Raw genomic sequence first — 16,180 nt, forward strand, 5'->3', positions numbered from 1 at the left:
CCTAGTGCTGGTGGCCTGAGCTCAGGCGCATCAGGCTACCCTTGAGACTGGCTTCTGAATCCAGCAGGAATTGCCCGGAAATCACTACGTTTTCGCCTTCATGCAGGCCTTCGAGGATCTCTGCTTTACCCTGACTCAACATGCCGACAGTGACCTTTCTGGCGCTGAAACTGGCATCATCCTGTTTGACTATGACCCGGTTCTCCTTGCCTGTTTGGATCAAAGCTTCCTGAGGGATCACCAAAGTATCGCGTTTCGGGCCACCATAGAGGGAAACCTTGGCCAAGGTCTTGGGCCTTAGCTCCATCGCTTGATCATTGTTGAGTACTACTCTGACCCTCAGGCTACGGGTGATGGGATCCAGCTCGGGATAGATATAGTCAATCTTGCCTTCTATGCCCTTGAGTCCCATGGCAGGGATATTGACCTCGGCGGCCTGACCCACTTCCAGCCAGCTCTGCTCGTTTTCAAACACATCGGCGATGACCCAGACTTTGGAGAGGTCAACCAGTGACATGACCTCGGTCTGAGGTTGTATATACATGCCGTCACGCACCGCGAGCTGTTTGACTATGCCGCTTTCGCGGGCGTAGAAAGGAACCCGGTATTGGGTCTTGCCAGTCTTGGCCAGCTGTTTGATCTGCTCTTGGTTCATGCCCAGCAGTTCAAGACGTAGCCCGGCCTTACGCAACAGCTCTTGGTAGTTGGCACTGTTGCCTGAGCGTTTCAGGGTATCTTGGGCCAACAGATAGTCGTCCTGGGCATTGACCAGATCCGGTGAATAGATCTCGTACAGCAGCTGGCCTTTCTCGACCCTGTCACCGACAGACTCTACTTTAAGCTTTTCAATCCAGCCATTGACCCTGGCATGGATATGGCTGATCTGGCTCTCGTCATAGTCTATCTGGCCGACTGTTTTGACGAACTTCCACAGCGTGTCCCTTTCCACCTTGGCCACCTTGAGGGCCAAGGCTTGTTGCATCTGGCCTGAGACATCTATTTCAACGGTTTCCGAGTGACCGCCCATCTCGACTTTTTCCAGATTCATGCCGCAGATGGGGCAGGTGCCTGGCACATCGCTGATGATATGAGAATGCATGGGGCAGACATATTTGATGTTCTTGCCCTGATCCAGAGGTGCAGGTTTAATCTCCAACGCGGGCTTTGTCTGCTGCATGGCGTGCTGGTTATGAGCATCAGCCTTGTTTTCCGTGGCTTTGGTTTTTGTAACCTGGGTTTCTATAGTCTGGGCGTGACCGGCATGGGAACCGGGCTCCTCTTCTTCCTCTTCAACCAGGAACATGTTGCATTTGGGGCAGCGTCCCGGCTCGTGACTGGTCACTTCCGGATGCATGGGGCAAACATAGGTTTTTTGCATGGCCTGAGTTGGTTCTGCCAAGGCTTCAGTAGCCTCATCTTTGACCAAAAACATGTTGCACTTGGGGCAACGTCCCGGCTCATGGCTGGTGACTTCCGGATGCATGGGGCAGTAATACTCCTGAGTTGCCGTCCCATGTTGATGATCTTTGTGTTGTTCCTGTCCTTGGGGCTGATTGCCCAAGGCCATTGCCTGCATACTCCATTGCGGGCCGACAGCCAACACCAGACTAAGCGCGCAGGCCAGTCGTTGACGTTTACGGTTTGAATCGCTCATATGCCTCATCTCCAGCTACAGCTTGATTAGTGGTGGTGGTGTTTCTGGCCTGCTACAGGCTCAAGATTCATACCACATTTGGGGCAGGAGTCACCTTTCTTGCCTGTCACTTCAGGATGCATGGGACAGTGGTAGCCGGCTTGTTGCTGTTTTTCCAGGAACATACCGCACTTGGGGCAGGAATCCCCCGTGTTACCCGTCACTTCTGGGTGCATGGGGCAAGCATATTCGGCCGTTACGGCGGCTTGTTGCTGGCCGTGATGATGTTCACGTTCGTTTGCGAAGCTGGCACGGGCCAGGGTGACAGACAGTAAGGCAATAATCAGGACACTGATAAAGGTTTTCATTGATTCACTCCGTTTGGGATACGGCTTTGACCAGGCGCCGGCTGGCATTCCTAGGGCTTATCCCATAAAAAATTGTATTTATTGGCAGATTTTGGGCACAAGTGTGCCGTGGGCATCAAACTATGGGTGGTTTGATAGTCTGGCCGACAGAAACAGAGTGGAAATGAGGCATAGGCGTGGCCACGGCGGCTTCGGGCAGAGACATCACCGGCCAGGAACCGACGGCGATGAGGGTACCCGCTACGGATATCACCAGACAATGGTTACAGTCACTCTTGCAGAATCCTTTGCCTTCACAGCAATGACTCACAGTGTCGGGAAGCACTGTATCAACTTGCGGGTCATCGCAGCAGTGACTGCTCTGTGTCTGTTGAGGGTGACAATCCATGGTGGCAGCCATTGGGTGTGCCGTGGAGTGCATTTCCCCGGAATGCGCTTCAGCTGTGGGTACCATCCAGTGTCCATTGGTTAGCATACCCTGCCCGAGCAATGCGAGCATGGTAAACAGAACCAGGATGTGGCGGCGAACCGATAGCATCTTGAGCTTGAACTCCAGAGAGAATGAACCCCATTAGTCTACCATGCTTTAAAATGCTTGCCTTGATGTGATTCACATCTGAAGAAGTGCGAAAATATCTTCAGCTATTCTCGGGCAATCATTGGCTTACAGGCTGACCTTCTGCCTCACTCCACTCTGAAAACTCAGCGGCGCAGCTGTGCCAACCAGTCGGCCATCAGGCCCCCATGGGTCATTACCTCGGCAGGAACAGCCTGGCCGGCTTCATCCACTACTTGCAACTGTGGGCTGCGAATAAAGGCGTTGGCTTCGGCCTCAGTATCCAGAGTCGGTAACTGCAGTTGTAGGCTTTGTTGCTTAGCCACTGTCAGTGTCAGGTAAAGAGGGCCGGATTTGACCCAAGCGCCCGAGTCATCGGCATTGACGGCAAAAATATCCCGGTACTGGATCTCAACGACATGTTCACCGGCAGCCAGTTTGTGGCTGTCAAAGTTGGATACTGCCTGGCCATCGATAGCCTTGATCGCCAGATTATCCGGCAAGTTTAATTCAGCAGCAAAACTGCCAGGAGCCATAAACAGGCCGGTAATCACTAACAGGGCGGCGCTAAAACGAGATGCAGAAATTTTGTATGCAGACATAGTGGGAACTCCCAAAAATATTCAGATGTAAAAACATTAACTAAAGCTGTGCGGCCTGATGGCCAGAGTTACATCTGTACTGAGTTGGGAGGGGGTGTTTGCTGTGAGAGTATGGCGGTTTGCAGGCTCCAGCTTGGCAGGGTAATCTGCTGGCTTCCAGTCATCACCAAAGGGTGGCTGGTAGTAAGCAGGCTTACACCTGGTGTGCAGTGGCTGGCACAGTTGCCCATGGTGCCGCAATCCATACCCAGATCGCAGTCGGGGCAATGTTGCTGGCCTTGGCAGCAGTCCATATCCATGGTCATGGTAGCGGATGCAGATGAGTTCATGGTCGCCATCGGCTGATGCTCAGACACGGCTATAGACGCAGCAGCAGGCATCATGGCCTGTCCCAGCGTCATTATCAGTGTCAGTATCAGCAGCAAGCTTCTCATCATTATCCTTTGGGTCTGGCAAAGCACGCGATAGGTGCTTGCCTCAATAGACAGACATATTGGTTAAATAGTTTCCTCTTGTCCAAAATAAATTGTGCATTACCTCTTAGGTGTCGCTTGGATCACATTTATTGTTTCGAGAATTGGCTGTATGTTAATTATTCGATTGACTATGCTTGATTAAGCCTGTGCCATGCATTAGGTTTAGGAAAAGTGCATATATGGCGCCGACTTAAAATCCTGTCGTCAATAGGCCTTGAGAGTTAGAGCTAAGTCTCATTTTGCACTTTTCAGGTCAGATTAATGAAAGAAAACTGGTTTATAATCAAATTTCAGAACAACGAATAGCTCAATATAGATATAAGAATTTTATTTTGGAGAAGAGTGATGAACTGGCGTGCAATCTTTAAACCCAGCGCAAAGTATTCCATCCTGTCGCTGCTGGTTGTCGGCATAGTGATAGGTGTTGTGGGTTACTTCGCTACCCAGCAGACGCTGCATGCAACCAGTACAGATGCGTTCTGTATGACCTGCCACAGCAACCACTCACTGAAAGATGAAGTGCTGGCTTCTGCCCACGGCGGCGGTCGTGCCGGTGTAACTGTTCAGTGTCAAGACTGTCACCTGCCTCACGGCCCGGTTGACTATCTGGTGAAAAAGATCATCGTTTCCAAGGATCTTTACGGTTTCCTGACTATCGATGGCTTCAATACTCAGGAATGGTTGGATGCCAACCGTAAAGAGCAGGCTGACAAAGCACTGCACTACTTCCGTGATAATGACTCAGCCAACTGTCAGCATTGTCATACTCGCATCTATGAAAACCAGCCTGAAACTATGAAGAAAATGGCTGTTAGAATGCACAGCATGAACTTCAAGAAAGATCCTGAAAGCAGAAAGACCTGTGTGGACTGCCACAAGGGTGTAGCGCATCCTTATCCCAAGGGCTAATTTTCTTTGAGCTGGAAAAACCGCTGCTTGCAGCGGTTTTTTTATGCCCTGATTTCAATAAAGGTTGCAGCTTGTATAAGTGTCAGCTGCCAATTACTGTGTCAGCCACTCTCTACACAAGAGAGTGCTATTAGCACCTTCCTTAGGCTCTGTTGCCCAATCGAGCTGATGCCGCTGCTGACTGGGCTCGCGGATAAAGTCGCTTGAAATTATGCCTCGTGTAATAAAAAGGGCCGCCGATTGGCGACCCTCAATTTGTCATTAACAGGCTGGATTAGAAAGGCAAGCTGAAGCCTATGCTGACAGTACGGCCCATGCCCTTGAAGTAACGATTGTCGTTAGCCATAGTCTGTGAGTAGTAACTGTAGTAGTCCTTATTCAGCAGATTCTGTAGCCCCAATGTCAAAGTGCCTTGGTAAAGCGGCATAGAGAAGGAGGCATCAACTGTGACATAGCCGTCAAACTCGGCGTACTCTTCACCATTGGCCTTCTTGAAGCTACGGTCCATATAGTAGTTGGCCTGAATGCGCCCACTCATCTCGGCATTGAACCTGTGTTCCCAGAACAGGTTGAGACGATTGGGTGCTATGTTGGCGCCGTCGAGATCTGTGTCTGTGCTGCCATCTTTATTGGAGTCATACTCCCCTTGCTGCAGCGCCAGGTTCAGCCCCAGATCGTCGTCATTACCCAGGTAAGCCGTGACATTGGCTTCCAGCCCCTGGATCACGCTCTTTTCCCGTTTCACATTGTAGAAGCCGTCTTCATTCAGGGCCAAGCGGGCACCCAGTTTGGCCTCGGAGTGATACAGTGCCAGCTTGGCTGCCAACAACTCGCCTTGATAGTCCAAGCCCAGTTCATAGTTGTCTGTGACCACTGGCTCCAGCGTCAAGGAACCTTCCACGCTGGGGTTCTGGTCCGGGAAGCTGTTGCCGTCACGCAGAATTCGCCCTATGTCGGCCATACCAAAACCTTGGCTGTAACTGGTATAGAGGCGCAGCGCTGAGGTGAAGTTATAGCTGGCACCTATATTGAACAGGGTTTCATTGAAATCCGGTTCGCCACCGGCAACCTGTTTGTGGCCAGAGGCCCACAGGGTTTGGAAGTCATCGACCTTGAGTTTGGCATATTCATAACGAACGCCGCCGGAAAGGGTCAGCGCATCCACAGGTGAGAAGCTCAACTGGGCATAGGGGGCGATATTGTCGTAACGGGTCTCGGGTACCCAGGAGCGTCCGGTCTGCACCAGATCCTGCTCTGTAGTATCGCTGAAAAGGTCTACACCATAGGCCAGATCCACGCCGCTGTCGGCCAGATTATTGGCGATCATCGACGCCTTGAGGCCCCACTTGTTGGACTTGTTGCGTGACTGGTCATAGAAGTACTGCTCGCCATTGGCGCCGGTATCACAGGTTGTCAGATTCGCTGCACCTTCGAAAGCCGGATCATAGAAGCTGCCGAAACAGCCACCGCCATAGACACCCTTGAAGTTCTGGTTGAACAGTTGCAGCTCCAACTGCTGCCCGGCGATATTGCGATGCTTGTAGGTGAGGCTACTGGTGGTGACCTTGTTGTTGGCTGCCTGCCAGGGTTGTTTCTGTTTCACCGCCGATGTTGGAGTCTCTGTGGCGACATTGCCTTTGACCGGCATCCAATCACCATTGTTGTCCATATCGTAGTGGTTGACCATCAGCTCCAGCCGCGACTCGCTGAACTCATAGCCCAACTTGAGGAAGAAGTCCTTGCTCTGGCTGTCCATCGACTCGCCTTGGGTGGTGTCGACACCTATGACATCGTCGTTGGCATCATAGTAAACACCATTGCTGTGGTATCCCACTGAACCCAGCATATCCAGGTTGCCGCTTTGGCCGGAGAAGGCATAGTTGGCACCAAAACTCAGGCTATCGGACTCGAAGCTGGTGGGGGAGGACAGATCAAAACTTACCCGGCTTTCGTTGTCGCCGCTGGGTTTCTTGGTGATGTAGTTGATTATGCCCCCCTGAGCGCCAAGGCCGTGCATGGCATTGGCGCCATGGATGATTTCAATTCGTTCTATCATCATGGGATCTATGGTTTGACCCGAGCGACCACCACTGCGCAGAGGGTTTGACTGAGGCACGCCATCTATCATGATGAGGGGAGCTCGGCCACGCAGGGTTTCACCGGTATTGGTCATTTTCTGGCGGCTGGGGGAGAAACTGGGAGCCAGGTTTCCCAAAATGGTCGACAAGTCACGGGTGGTGGCCAACTGTTGTTTGAGTTGTTCCTGGTCTATAACAGTCACAGTATTGGGGATGGCACTGAGTGGTTTCTCCATCCGACTGGAAGTGATGACCATGGTTTCCATTTGGGGATCTTTGGCGTAAGCCACCTGGGCTGCCAGTCCGGAAAGTACTGACAGAGCGACGAGGGAGCGAGTGAATTTCATCATTATTCCTATGTTTGCCACCTTGGAAGACGGCTTATTGGTTTGCGGTTTCCGGCGCTCCCTGCCAACTTTGTAAATACAAATAATTGTCATTTATATAACGATTGTGAAGTATAAGTAGGCAGGTTTTCCCTGTCCATAGCTGTGATGAATTTTTGTAAAGAGTGTCAAGGTGCTAAACCTGAGCGAGTCAAACGCTTAATCGGGAATGCGATTAGCCGACTAATGGCTGGAATCTCACTCTCCGGCTATGAAACTTTCAGGCAGCCTGTGGTATGGTTGGCGCAACTGAATTTTGTCAATCCAACAGATCCTTACTATGCATAATATTGCTCAGATTATTGCCCAGGAGCTGAACGTTCGTGAGCAGCAGGTTGCTGCAACTATCAGCTTGCTGGATGAAGGCGCTACAGTGCCTTTTGTGGCCCGTTACCGTAAAGAGGTGACGGGGGGGCTGGATGATACCCAGCTGCGTAACCTGCACACTCGTCTCGGTTATCTGCGGGAGCTCAACGATCGGCGTCAGGTGATCCTCTCCTCGATTGAGGCTCAGGGAAAACTGACCGCCGAGCTGAAGCACGCCATCAACGAAGCCGACAGCAAGACCCGGCTCGAAGATCTGTATCTGCCCTATAAACCCAAGCGCCGTACCAAGGGCCAAATTGCCATTGAAGCCGGTATCGAGCCCTTGGCCGATGCCCTCTATGCTGCTGTCGGCAGCGCCTCCATGGATCCTGAACAGGCTGCCGAGGCCTATCTTAATCCGGAAGCCGGCTTTGCCGACGCCAAGGCGGTGTTGGATGGTGCCCGTTATATCCTGATGGAACGGATCGCCGAAGATGCCGAATTGCTGGCCAAGGTGCGTAGCCACCTGCAACAGTCGGCTGTCATTGAAAGCCGCTTGATTGCAGGCAAGGAGAAGGAAGGCGCCAAGTTCCGCGACTATTTTGAGCACACTGAAAAACTCAGCTCAGTGCCTTCTCACCGGGCGTTGGCTATGCTGCGCGGCCGTAATGAAGGCGTGTTGAGTCTATCTATGAATGCCGACCCAGAGGCAGAAGCCAAAGCCGGTAGCTATTGTGAGGTGCTCATCGCCGAGCACTTGCGTCTCAAGCTGAGTGACAGCGCTTTGGATAACTGGCTGAAGACGGTTATCACAGCCACTTGGCGGATCAAAATCGCCCTGCAGATGGAAACCGAGTTTATCGCCAGAATGCGTGAAGCGGCGGAAACCGAGGCGATTAAAGTTTTTGCCCGTAACTTGGGCGACTTGCTGATGGCACCTCCTGCCGGAGCCAAGGCCACTATGGGACTGGATCCCGGGCTGCGTACCGGGGTTAAGGTGGCTGTGGTCAACGACACAGGCAAGCTGGTGGGCCATACCACTATCTTCCCTCATGCGCCGCAAAACCAGTGGGACAAGTCGATACGCACCCTGGCCAATCTGGTCAATATGCACAAGGTGGAGCTGATCGCCATAGGTAACGGCACGGCTTCCCGTGAAACCGACAAGCTGGCAGCTGAAGTGATTGCCATGGTCAAAGACAGCAATCCCGGCATCACCAAGGTGATGGTCAGTGAAGCCGGAGCCTCTGTTTATTCGGCATCTGAGCTGGCGGCCAATGAGTTTCCTGATCTCGATGTTTCACTGCGCGGCGCCGTATCCATCGCCAGACGTTTGCAGGATCCGCTGGCGGAACTGGTTAAGATTGAACCTAAGTCTATCGGTGTGGGCCAATATCAACACGATGTCAGCCAGAGCCAGCTGTCGGCTTCTTTGGAAGCCGTCGTTGAAGACTGTGTAAACGGCGTCGGTGTCGATGTGAATATGGCTTCCATGCCACTGCTGAGTCAGGTGGCCGGTCTTAACCGCACCTTGGCCAAAAATCTGGTGGAATACCGCGATGAGCATGGCCGCTTCAACGACCGTAAAGAGCTGCTCAAAGTACCACGCCTGGGACCCAAGGCCTTCGAACAGGCCGCCGGCTTCCTGCGGATCCGTGAAGGCAGCAACCCACTGGATGCATCAGCCGTTCACCCCGAGGCCTATTCACTGGTGGAAAATATTGCCAAGCTTAAGGGCCAACCGGTTGCCGAGCTGATAGGTAACAGTGAACTGTTGAGCAGTATCAATCCGGCCGAGTTCACCACGGATGAATTCGGCCTGCCGACAGTGACAGATATCCTCAAGGAGTTGGATAAGCCTGGTCGGGATCCAAGGGGTGAGTTCAAGACAGCCAAATTCAAAGATGGGGTTGAGGCGCTCAAGGACCTTAAGCCTGAGATGATCCTCGAAGGTGTGGTGACCAATGTCACCAACTTTGGCGCCTTTGTCGATATCGGCGTGCATCAGGATGGCCTGGTGCATATCTCTTCTCTGACCGACAAGTTTGTCAGCGATCCTCATACCGTGGTTAAGGCCGGTGATGTGGTCAAGGTGAAGGTCATGGAGGTGGATGTTGAGCGTAAGCGTATTGGGTTGTCGATGCGCCTGGACGAAAAGATTGAGCCCGGTAAGCCACAACAAAGAACCGGCAAGCCGCAGGCCAAGGGCAGTAAGCCTGGTCAGGGCAAACAACGTCCGGCCGCCAAGCCACAGCCAGTGAATGCTGCCATGGGCAATGCTTTTGCCGATGCCTTTGCCAAGCTGAAGAAAAACTGATCGGTAAGCCACTGAATACCTGTCAGTGTCTGGCTTAAGGAATCCCTCGATAATTATCGGGGGATTTTTTTACACTCCATTTTCTGCAACCAACACTCGAGCCAATGCTGCTCTTTTCTACGAACCTTGAGCTCTGCCGCTTTTCCCGGTCTTTTGCGAACTGTTTCACCCTCTGGCGTTATCGGCAATTACAAACAAATGTTAATGAAACTTTATCGTAGCCTTTCTGTCATAATGACGCGGCAAATCGGCTCGGGCAAAGAGTTGGCGTGCGGTTAAACCTCAATTTTTATATCAACCACCGAGATACAAGAGTGGCAAGGATTTTAGGGCATGAAGTTTTCCCATCTTAAGTTTACGGGGCCGTTTCGCGGTGTACTGACTTTCAGTTTATTGGCTCTGTTATGCCTGATGTTGAGCCGAATTGGGCTGGGGCTTTGGCAATATGAACGGGTAACTGCCGTTGGTGGTTGGAGCCATATGTTGTTGCAGGGGCTGCGGGTCGATGTGGCCATGCTTTGTTGGCTCTGGGGCGTTGTGGCACTGGGTACTGCCTTGTTTGGCGGCGATCATTGGCTTGGGCGTTGCTGGTCTTGGATACAACGTCTATGGCTGACTCTCGGGCTTTGGTATTTGCTGTTTTTGGAGCTGTCCACACCCTCCTTTATTGAAGAGTACGGTGTCAGGCCTAACCGTCTTTACGTCGAATATCTTATTTACCCCAAAGAAGTGCTCTCCATGCTCTGGAGCGGCCGCAAACTGGAGCTGATCCTCTCTGTGGTCTTGTCCGGAGTCATCCTCTGGGGCGGCTGGAAACTCTCAGGTTACCTCGGTCGCAATTGTCGTTTCCCCAAGTGGTATTGGCGCCCTGTGCTCGGTGTGCTGATCATTGTCTTGTCACTGGCGGGGGCCAGATCCAGTCTCGGCCACAGGCCCTTGAACCCAGCCATGGTGGCCTTCGCCGATGATCCGCTCGTCAACTCGTTGGTGGTCAATTCCGGTTACTCTCTGGCCTTTGCCATCAGCCAAATGAATAACGAGGCCGACGCATCGCGGATCTATGGCGATATGGACAGAAAGGAGATCTATCAGATAATCCGCCAGGAGAGTGGCCGTGCGCCCGCTGACTTCATATCAGACAAATATCCTAGCCTGAGCCAAAACCAGGCCAGTTATCGCGGTAAACCTAAGAATATAGTCATCATATTGCAGGAGAGTCTGGGAGCTCGTTTCGTTGGCAGCCTGGGAGGCTTACCACTGACACCCAATCTGGATGCCCTGGCCGATGAGGGCTGGTATTTCGAGAGCCTGTATGCCACGGGTACACGTTCGGTCCGCGGCATAGAGGCGGTGACCACAGGCTTTACCCCCACGCCGGCGCGCTCTGTGGTGAAACTCGGCAAGAGCCAGAGCGGCTTCTTCAGCCTGGCGGAATTACTGCAGGCTAAAGGGTATTCCACCTCTTTTATCTACGGTGGTGAAAGCCACTTTGACAATATGCGCAGCTTCTTCCTCGGTAATGGTTTCAGCACTATCGTCGACCAGAAAGATTATCGTAAACCTGCCTTTGTCGGCTCCTGGGGCGCTTCGGATGAAGATTTAATGCGCAAGGCCGATTCAGAGTTCAAGCGGCTCCATGCCGAGGGCAAGCCTTTCTTTAGCCTGGTGTTCAGCTCCAGCAATCATGATCCCTTTGAATTCCCTGATGGCCGTATCGAGCTGTATGAACAACCGAAACAGACCCGCAACAATGCTGCCAAATATGCCGATTACGCCATAGGTGAATTTTTCCGCCTGGCCAAAGAGGCTGACTATTGGCGTGATACCCTGTTCCTGGTGGTGGCCGATCATGACAGTCGGGTTTCCGGGGCCTCCTTGGTGCCTGTGCCCAGATTCAGGATCCCGGGCTTGTTGCTGGGTGATGGGATAACGGCCAAACGGGACTTGCGGGTAGTGAGCCAGATAGATCTGCCGCCAACTCTGTTGTCTTTAGCCGGCATAGATGCCACTTACCCCATGTTGGGGCGGGACCTGTCAAAGGTGGCCGATAGCTGGCCGGGCAGGGCCTTGATGCAGTACGACAAGAACTTTGCCTATATGCAGGGCAATAAGGTCACCATATTGCAACCGGAGAAGGCGCCTGCGACCTTTGATTACGACCCTGTTAAGGAACAACTGCATACAGCACCGCTCGCAGAACCTATGGCTCGCAAGGCTCTTGGGTTAGCGCTTTGGGGTAGCATGGCGTATCAGGAAGGTTTATATAAGCTGCCGCCAAAGACGGATCAAACCAATGCTGAAATGCCGGCATCGGGCAGGGGCTCAGTACGCTGATGGTAGAAGGTGTCGATTCTCTGTCCCAGCTCACGATAAAACTGCGGTGCTTCATTCGGCATGGGATGGCGCTCGGTACTTGATTCGATGGCGGGCTTGGGAAAAGCCGCGGCTTCTAGCTGACGGTTACGGATATCGCGGCGATCCAGGGCCGGCTTGCTGACCAGATTCAGCAGCAGTGGCTTACTGCCTTGGCGCCGCTGTTGTTCCTGTTGCTGCTGTTGTTGACCGGATTGCTGTTGGCGCTCCTGGACTCTATCGGCCAGTCTGGCCTGTTGCTGCGCCGAGTCTGCAGTGCGTTCGTGCTGCGGGTTGAAGGCCCTTTCTTCATGGCCTTTACTGGGTTGCTGCGGCGGAATGACAGGCGGTCTTTGCTGACTCTCTACCCGAGCGGCATCGGTCGCGGGATTACTGGTCGCGATCGGTACCTGTGGATAGTGTGAGACAAGCTGCATAGGGTCATTCCTTACATTGCTGTCCAAATAATAGTCAATCAGGGCAAGGAATTAAAGTCTTTCTCTGTTAGCCAGCTATTTAGCCCCTGAATAAACTCCTGAGGATGGGAAATAAAGGGGGCGTGTGATGCCTTGGCCAGCAGTAAATCTGTGGTTGATGCGTTACCCGGCAATAGGTTAGCGACTCTTCTGGGCACCAGCCCATCCAGCCTGCCCCAAACCCTGAGCCAGGGAAGGGCGAGCCGTTCCAGTCCGGGGCGCAGATCCACTTTGGCCAACATCTCCAAACCCTGCGCAAGAGCCTGTTCATTGGGTAGCGGCCGCGCCAGAACCAGCTCGCGAATGGTGCGAATATCGTCGCGGGCGCTATCACTGCCCATGGCCTGGATCGCCAGAAACCTTTCTATGGTTCGCTGCAGATCCTGTTGCAGTTGCTCGGCAAACTGAGTCAGCACATTAGGTGCTATTCCAGGCCATTGGTTATCGTTCCTGGCCATAAAGCAGGGAGAGGAGGCGACAGTGATAAGCCCGGCAACTCGTTCTGGAAAGCGCTGAGCTACTCGGGTGGCAACCAGGCCACCAAGCGACCAACCCAACCATACTGCCTGCTCTGGCAGAGCTGCCACCAGAGCGTCCACCCAGTCGTCAAGTTCCCCGTCAATGGCCTGGCTAAAACCAAATCCCGGCAGGTCGACACTGTGGACTCTATACTGAGACAAGCCAGGCAGCAGGGGATGAAAAACGGCACTGTTGACGCCCCAACCGTGGAGCAAGATCAGATCCCGTCCCTGTCCCTGGCTTTCGATATGCAGACTCACTGAAACACCTCATGGAAGACTTGTTATGTGGAGCCCTCTATTGGCAGGATGCCGGGCCCTATTGGCCGCCAGTTTACCCAACCGTTGCCTACTGTGTCACCAGCAGATCCCGTCAGCCAGTCAAGGTTTGTGTGCCTGCTGTCTTGCGGCCACCTGCTACCGACAACCTATTTGCCTCGGCTGTGGCCGGGAGTTGACCGTCATTGCACGCTTTTGTGGTTCCTGCATGAAACACAGTCCTATCCCTGTTGTGGCCCCGGCCAGCTATCACTCGGCATTGGGGCCGCTTGTCGGCCGAGTCAAATACCAGCAGGATTTCGCCCCTCTACCCGCACTGGTTAGGGCCTTGTCTTGCAGGGTAAAGGCATTGACGGCAGCCGGACTTATCTGTTGGCCACAGGCCTTGGTGCCTGTTCCTTTGCATCCGGCGAGGCTGCAACAGCGGGGCTTCAATCAGGCCTGGGTGATTGCATCTATGCTGAGCCAAGAGTTGGCGCTGCCGCTGGAGGATTCTTTGTTGCTGCGGATAGCGGACACTGCGCCACAGGCCGGCCTCAGTGGTAAGGCCCGCAGGCGTAATCTGGCCAAGGCGTTTGCCGTGAGCGGGGCACCAAAGTGGCAACGATTGGTGTTGGTGGATGACGTGGTGACGACAGGCACCACTATCCGGGAAGCCGCCAAGGCTTTGGCTCCCTGGTCGCCGGATGTTCAGGTTTGGTGTTTGGCCAGAGCCGAAGCGCCCGGATTGAACCATAGCTCCTGAGCGGTTAAAGGCGGTAAGTATGGTGCCAACTAAAGATCAAGATCCGGCCTGGAATTGTGGAAGATAAAATCGAGATCCCGACAACAAAAAACTCAGCTCTATCGCTTTCGGGACTACAAAGCGCATGATAGTCGGAGTATGATAGCTCTAATTCTTACTAATTTACTCAGGTTTACCCTGACGGAGCAGGTTGTCATGATTACCATTTCCGAAGCAGCTCAGGCGCACTTTGTTAAACTCCTGGATGGTCAGCCGGAAGGCACTCATATTCGAGTCTTTGTTATCAGCCCTGGGACTCCTCAGGCTGAATGTGGCGTTTCATATTGCCCACCGGATGCGGTTGAAGCCGACGATATCGAGCTGGAATTCAATGGTTTCAAGGCCATGGTTGATGAAAAGAGCGCTCCTTTCCTGGAAGAAGCCAGCATTGATTTGGTGGCCGATCAGTTAGGTTCACAACTGACCCTGAAAGCGCCCAATGCCAAGATGCGTAAAGTGTCTGACGATGCTCCGCTGACCGAACGCTTGGAGTATATGATCCAGGCCGAGATCAACCCCCAGCTGGCCAGCCACGGCGGTCATATCATGCTGGTGGAGATCACAGATGACGGCGTGGCGGTACTGCAGTTCGGCGGTGGTTGTAACGGTTGCTCCATGGTCGATGTGACCCTGAAAGACGGCATCGAGACTCAGTTGCTGGAGCGTTTCCCCGGCGAATTGACCGGTGTTCGTGATGTAACAGATCACCAGCATGGCGACCATTCTTACCAGTAATACTGGTACAGGTTCCAAAGGAAAGGACAGTTCAACACTGTCCTTTTTTATTGCCATCAGGCAGGAATAAATTGCCGCCGACGCCAGAGGAAGTGCAGCCCCAGGCTCAGGCTACGCGCCAGCATAAAGGCGCTCATGGCGGCCCATAGAGCATGGTTACCCAAGGGTTGCAACATGAACCAGACCGGGAAAAATACTGCCAAACTGGCGAAAATCATGCTGTTACGCATCACTTTACCCTTGGTGGCACCAATATAGACACCGTCAAATAGATAGGAAGCAAATGCCAGCAGCGGCAGGACGATAAGCCATGGCAGGTAGATCAAGGCGACCTGACGCACCTCGGGAATATTGGTCAGCATGCCGATGAGCTGCTCACCGAAAATCCAGAAACAGCCGCTGAACCCCAGCGCTATGATGGCCGACCAACTAAAGGCCAGGAAAACCGCCTGTTTGAGTGCGTCCAGGTGTTTTTGACCCGTGGTGCGGCCCACTTCGGCCTCGGCATAGTAGGCGATGCCATCCAGGGCGTAGGAGATCAGCAGCAACATATTCAATAACACGGCATTGGCCGCGACAGTTTCATCGCCGAGCCCGGCACCCTTGAAGGTCATAAAGGCGAAGGTGGCCTGCAAACACAAGCTGCGGATAAAGATATCCAGGTTCAGACTCAAGAGGCGACCAAAGTCACGGGGATGTAACTGCCCGAGCAGCTCAGCAATAGGCGGCACATTGAACTGTTTTAACTGGCGCAACACCATGGTGCAGGCTACGGCGCAAGCGGTCATGTCGGCGATGACGGATGCCAGGGCCGCGCCTTCTACGCCCCAACCCAAACCTATAACAAACAGCAGATCCAGAGCTATATTGGCACAGTTGGCGATGATCAACTGCCACATGGCGGCCTTGGGTTGCTGACGGCCCAGCAACCAGCCAAGTAGAGCCAGGTTCAGCAATGCAAACGGGGCTGACCAGATACGAATGGAAAAGTAGCTCGCGGCGTAGCGGCTGACCTGCTCACTGGCATCGGATAAACTGGCAGCCAGGCTGAGTATCGGCCCTTGCAACAGCAGAGCCATCAAGCCGAGGAAAAGTGCCAGCGAGCCGGCCTGCATCAACAGCTGCAATTGCCGAGGCTTGTCATCGGCGCCATAGGCTTGGGCAACCATGCCCGTGGTGGCCATACGCAGAAACCCCAGCAACCAGAACAGCAGTGTTATAATGGTCGAACCAACGGCGACGCCACCGAGATAATAGGCGTCACTCAAGTGCCCTATGACAGCCGTATCCACCAGACCCAGTAGCGGCACAGTTATGTTGGACAGTATCATTGGAAGCGCCAGCGCAAACAGCTGGCGGTTTTTTTGCCTGTCGAACAGGCCAATGCTGGTGGTCATAATTTCTC

At 53.3% G+C, this 16,180-nt stretch carries 14 protein-coding genes; 5 read left to right on the forward strand and 9 right to left on the reverse strand.

The genetic code is table 11. From position 1 onward, the window contains the following. Position 1: 1 nt before the first annotated feature. The 5 genes from HCX89_RS15780 to HCX89_RS15800 form a co-directional block, all read right to left on the reverse strand. Positions 2–1,654, reverse strand: coding sequence for an efflux RND transporter periplasmic adaptor subunit (locus HCX89_RS15780; RefSeq protein WP_167716657.1), 1,653 nt, complete (start codon positions 1,652–1,654; stop codon positions 2–4). A 26-nt stretch (positions 1,655–1,680) separates the two neighbouring features. Then, positions 1,681–2,001, reverse strand: coding sequence for a heavy metal-binding domain-containing protein (locus HCX89_RS15785; RefSeq protein WP_167716660.1), 321 nt, complete (start codon positions 1,999–2,001; stop codon positions 1,681–1,683). Positions 2,002–2,116: 115 nt separating this feature from the next. Further along, on the reverse strand, positions 2,117–2,455 hold the full coding sequence (locus HCX89_RS15790; RefSeq protein WP_234522240.1) for a hypothetical protein: 339 nt from the start codon (positions 2,453–2,455) through the stop codon (positions 2,117–2,119). A 248-nt stretch (positions 2,456–2,703) separates the two neighbouring features. Further along, positions 2,704–3,159 carry a DUF2057 family protein gene (locus tag HCX89_RS15795; protein WP_107352986.1) on the reverse strand — a complete coding sequence of 152 codons (456 nt, stop codon included), beginning with the start codon at positions 3,157–3,159 and terminating at the stop codon, positions 2,704–2,706. Between the two features lie 68 nt (positions 3,160–3,227). Then, positions 3,228–3,596 carry a hypothetical protein gene (locus HCX89_RS15800; RefSeq protein WP_144133256.1) on the reverse strand — a complete coding sequence of 123 codons (369 nt, stop codon included), beginning with the start codon at positions 3,594–3,596 and terminating at the stop codon, positions 3,228–3,230. Positions 3,597–3,980: 384 nt separating this feature from the next. Here HCX89_RS15800 and HCX89_RS15805 point away from each other — a divergent pair, with 384 nt between their 5' ends. Next, the gene (locus HCX89_RS15805; RefSeq protein WP_025010834.1) at positions 3,981–4,544 is read left to right on the forward strand and encodes a NapC/NirT family cytochrome c; all 564 of its coding nucleotides are present in this window, start codon (positions 3,981–3,983) and stop codon (positions 4,542–4,544) included. A 274-nt stretch (positions 4,545–4,818) separates the two neighbouring features. Here the strand turns inward: HCX89_RS15805 and HCX89_RS15810 are convergent, their stop codons facing one another. Continuing rightward, positions 4,819–6,969 carry a TonB-dependent receptor gene (locus tag HCX89_RS15810; RefSeq protein WP_167716727.1) on the reverse strand — a complete coding sequence of 717 codons (2,151 nt, stop codon included), beginning with the start codon at positions 6,967–6,969 and terminating at the stop codon, positions 4,819–4,821. A 319-nt stretch (positions 6,970–7,288) separates the two neighbouring features. On the opposite strand from HCX89_RS15810, the gene HCX89_RS15815 reads away from it, so the two are divergent. After that, the gene (locus HCX89_RS15815; protein WP_107006029.1) at positions 7,289–9,631 is read left to right on the forward strand and encodes a Tex family protein; all 2,343 of its coding nucleotides are present in this window, start codon (positions 7,289–7,291) and stop codon (positions 9,629–9,631) included. 333 nt (positions 9,632–9,964) lie between these two features. Then, complete coding sequence (locus tag HCX89_RS15820; RefSeq protein WP_096142395.1) at positions 9,965–11,965, forward strand: LTA synthase family protein; 2,001 nt, start codon at positions 9,965–9,967, stop codon at positions 11,963–11,965. Here the strand turns inward: HCX89_RS15820 and HCX89_RS15825 are convergent. Next, positions 11,917–12,420, reverse strand: a complete 504-nt coding sequence (locus tag HCX89_RS15825) for a hypothetical protein (protein WP_096142396.1) — start codon at positions 12,418–12,420, stop codon at positions 11,917–11,919. The genes HCX89_RS15820 and HCX89_RS15825 overlap by 49 nt on opposite strands. A gap of 38 nt (positions 12,421–12,458) precedes the next feature. After that, entirely contained in the window at positions 12,459–13,238 is a 780-nt protein-coding gene (gene bioH / locus HCX89_RS15830) for a pimeloyl-ACP methyl ester esterase BioH (RefSeq protein WP_167716662.1), read from the reverse strand. 226 nt (positions 13,239–13,464) lie between these two features. Between bioH and HCX89_RS15835 the strand changes: the two genes are divergently transcribed. Continuing rightward, positions 13,465–14,001, forward strand: a complete 537-nt coding sequence (locus tag HCX89_RS15835; protein WP_232785987.1) for a ComF family protein — start codon at positions 13,465–13,467, stop codon at positions 13,999–14,001. 195 nt (positions 14,002–14,196) lie between these two features. After that, a complete protein-coding gene (nfuA, locus tag HCX89_RS15840; protein ID WP_028780834.1) occupies positions 14,197–14,775 on the forward strand; it encodes a Fe-S biogenesis protein NfuA in 579 nt (192 codons plus the stop codon). Between the two features lie 56 nt (positions 14,776–14,831). On the opposite strand, the gene HCX89_RS15845 is transcribed toward nfuA, so the two are convergent. Then, positions 14,832–16,172 (reverse strand): MATE family efflux transporter, encoded by a 1,341-nt coding sequence (locus HCX89_RS15845; RefSeq protein ID WP_167716664.1) that lies wholly within the window; start codon positions 16,170–16,172, stop codon positions 14,832–14,834. Positions 16,173–16,180 lie beyond the last annotated feature (8 nt).

This window comes from Shewanella sp. Iso12 (genome assembly GCF_012030025.1).
In the GTDB taxonomy this organism is placed as follows: Bacteria; Pseudomonadota; Gammaproteobacteria; order Enterobacterales; family Shewanellaceae; genus Shewanella; species Shewanella algae.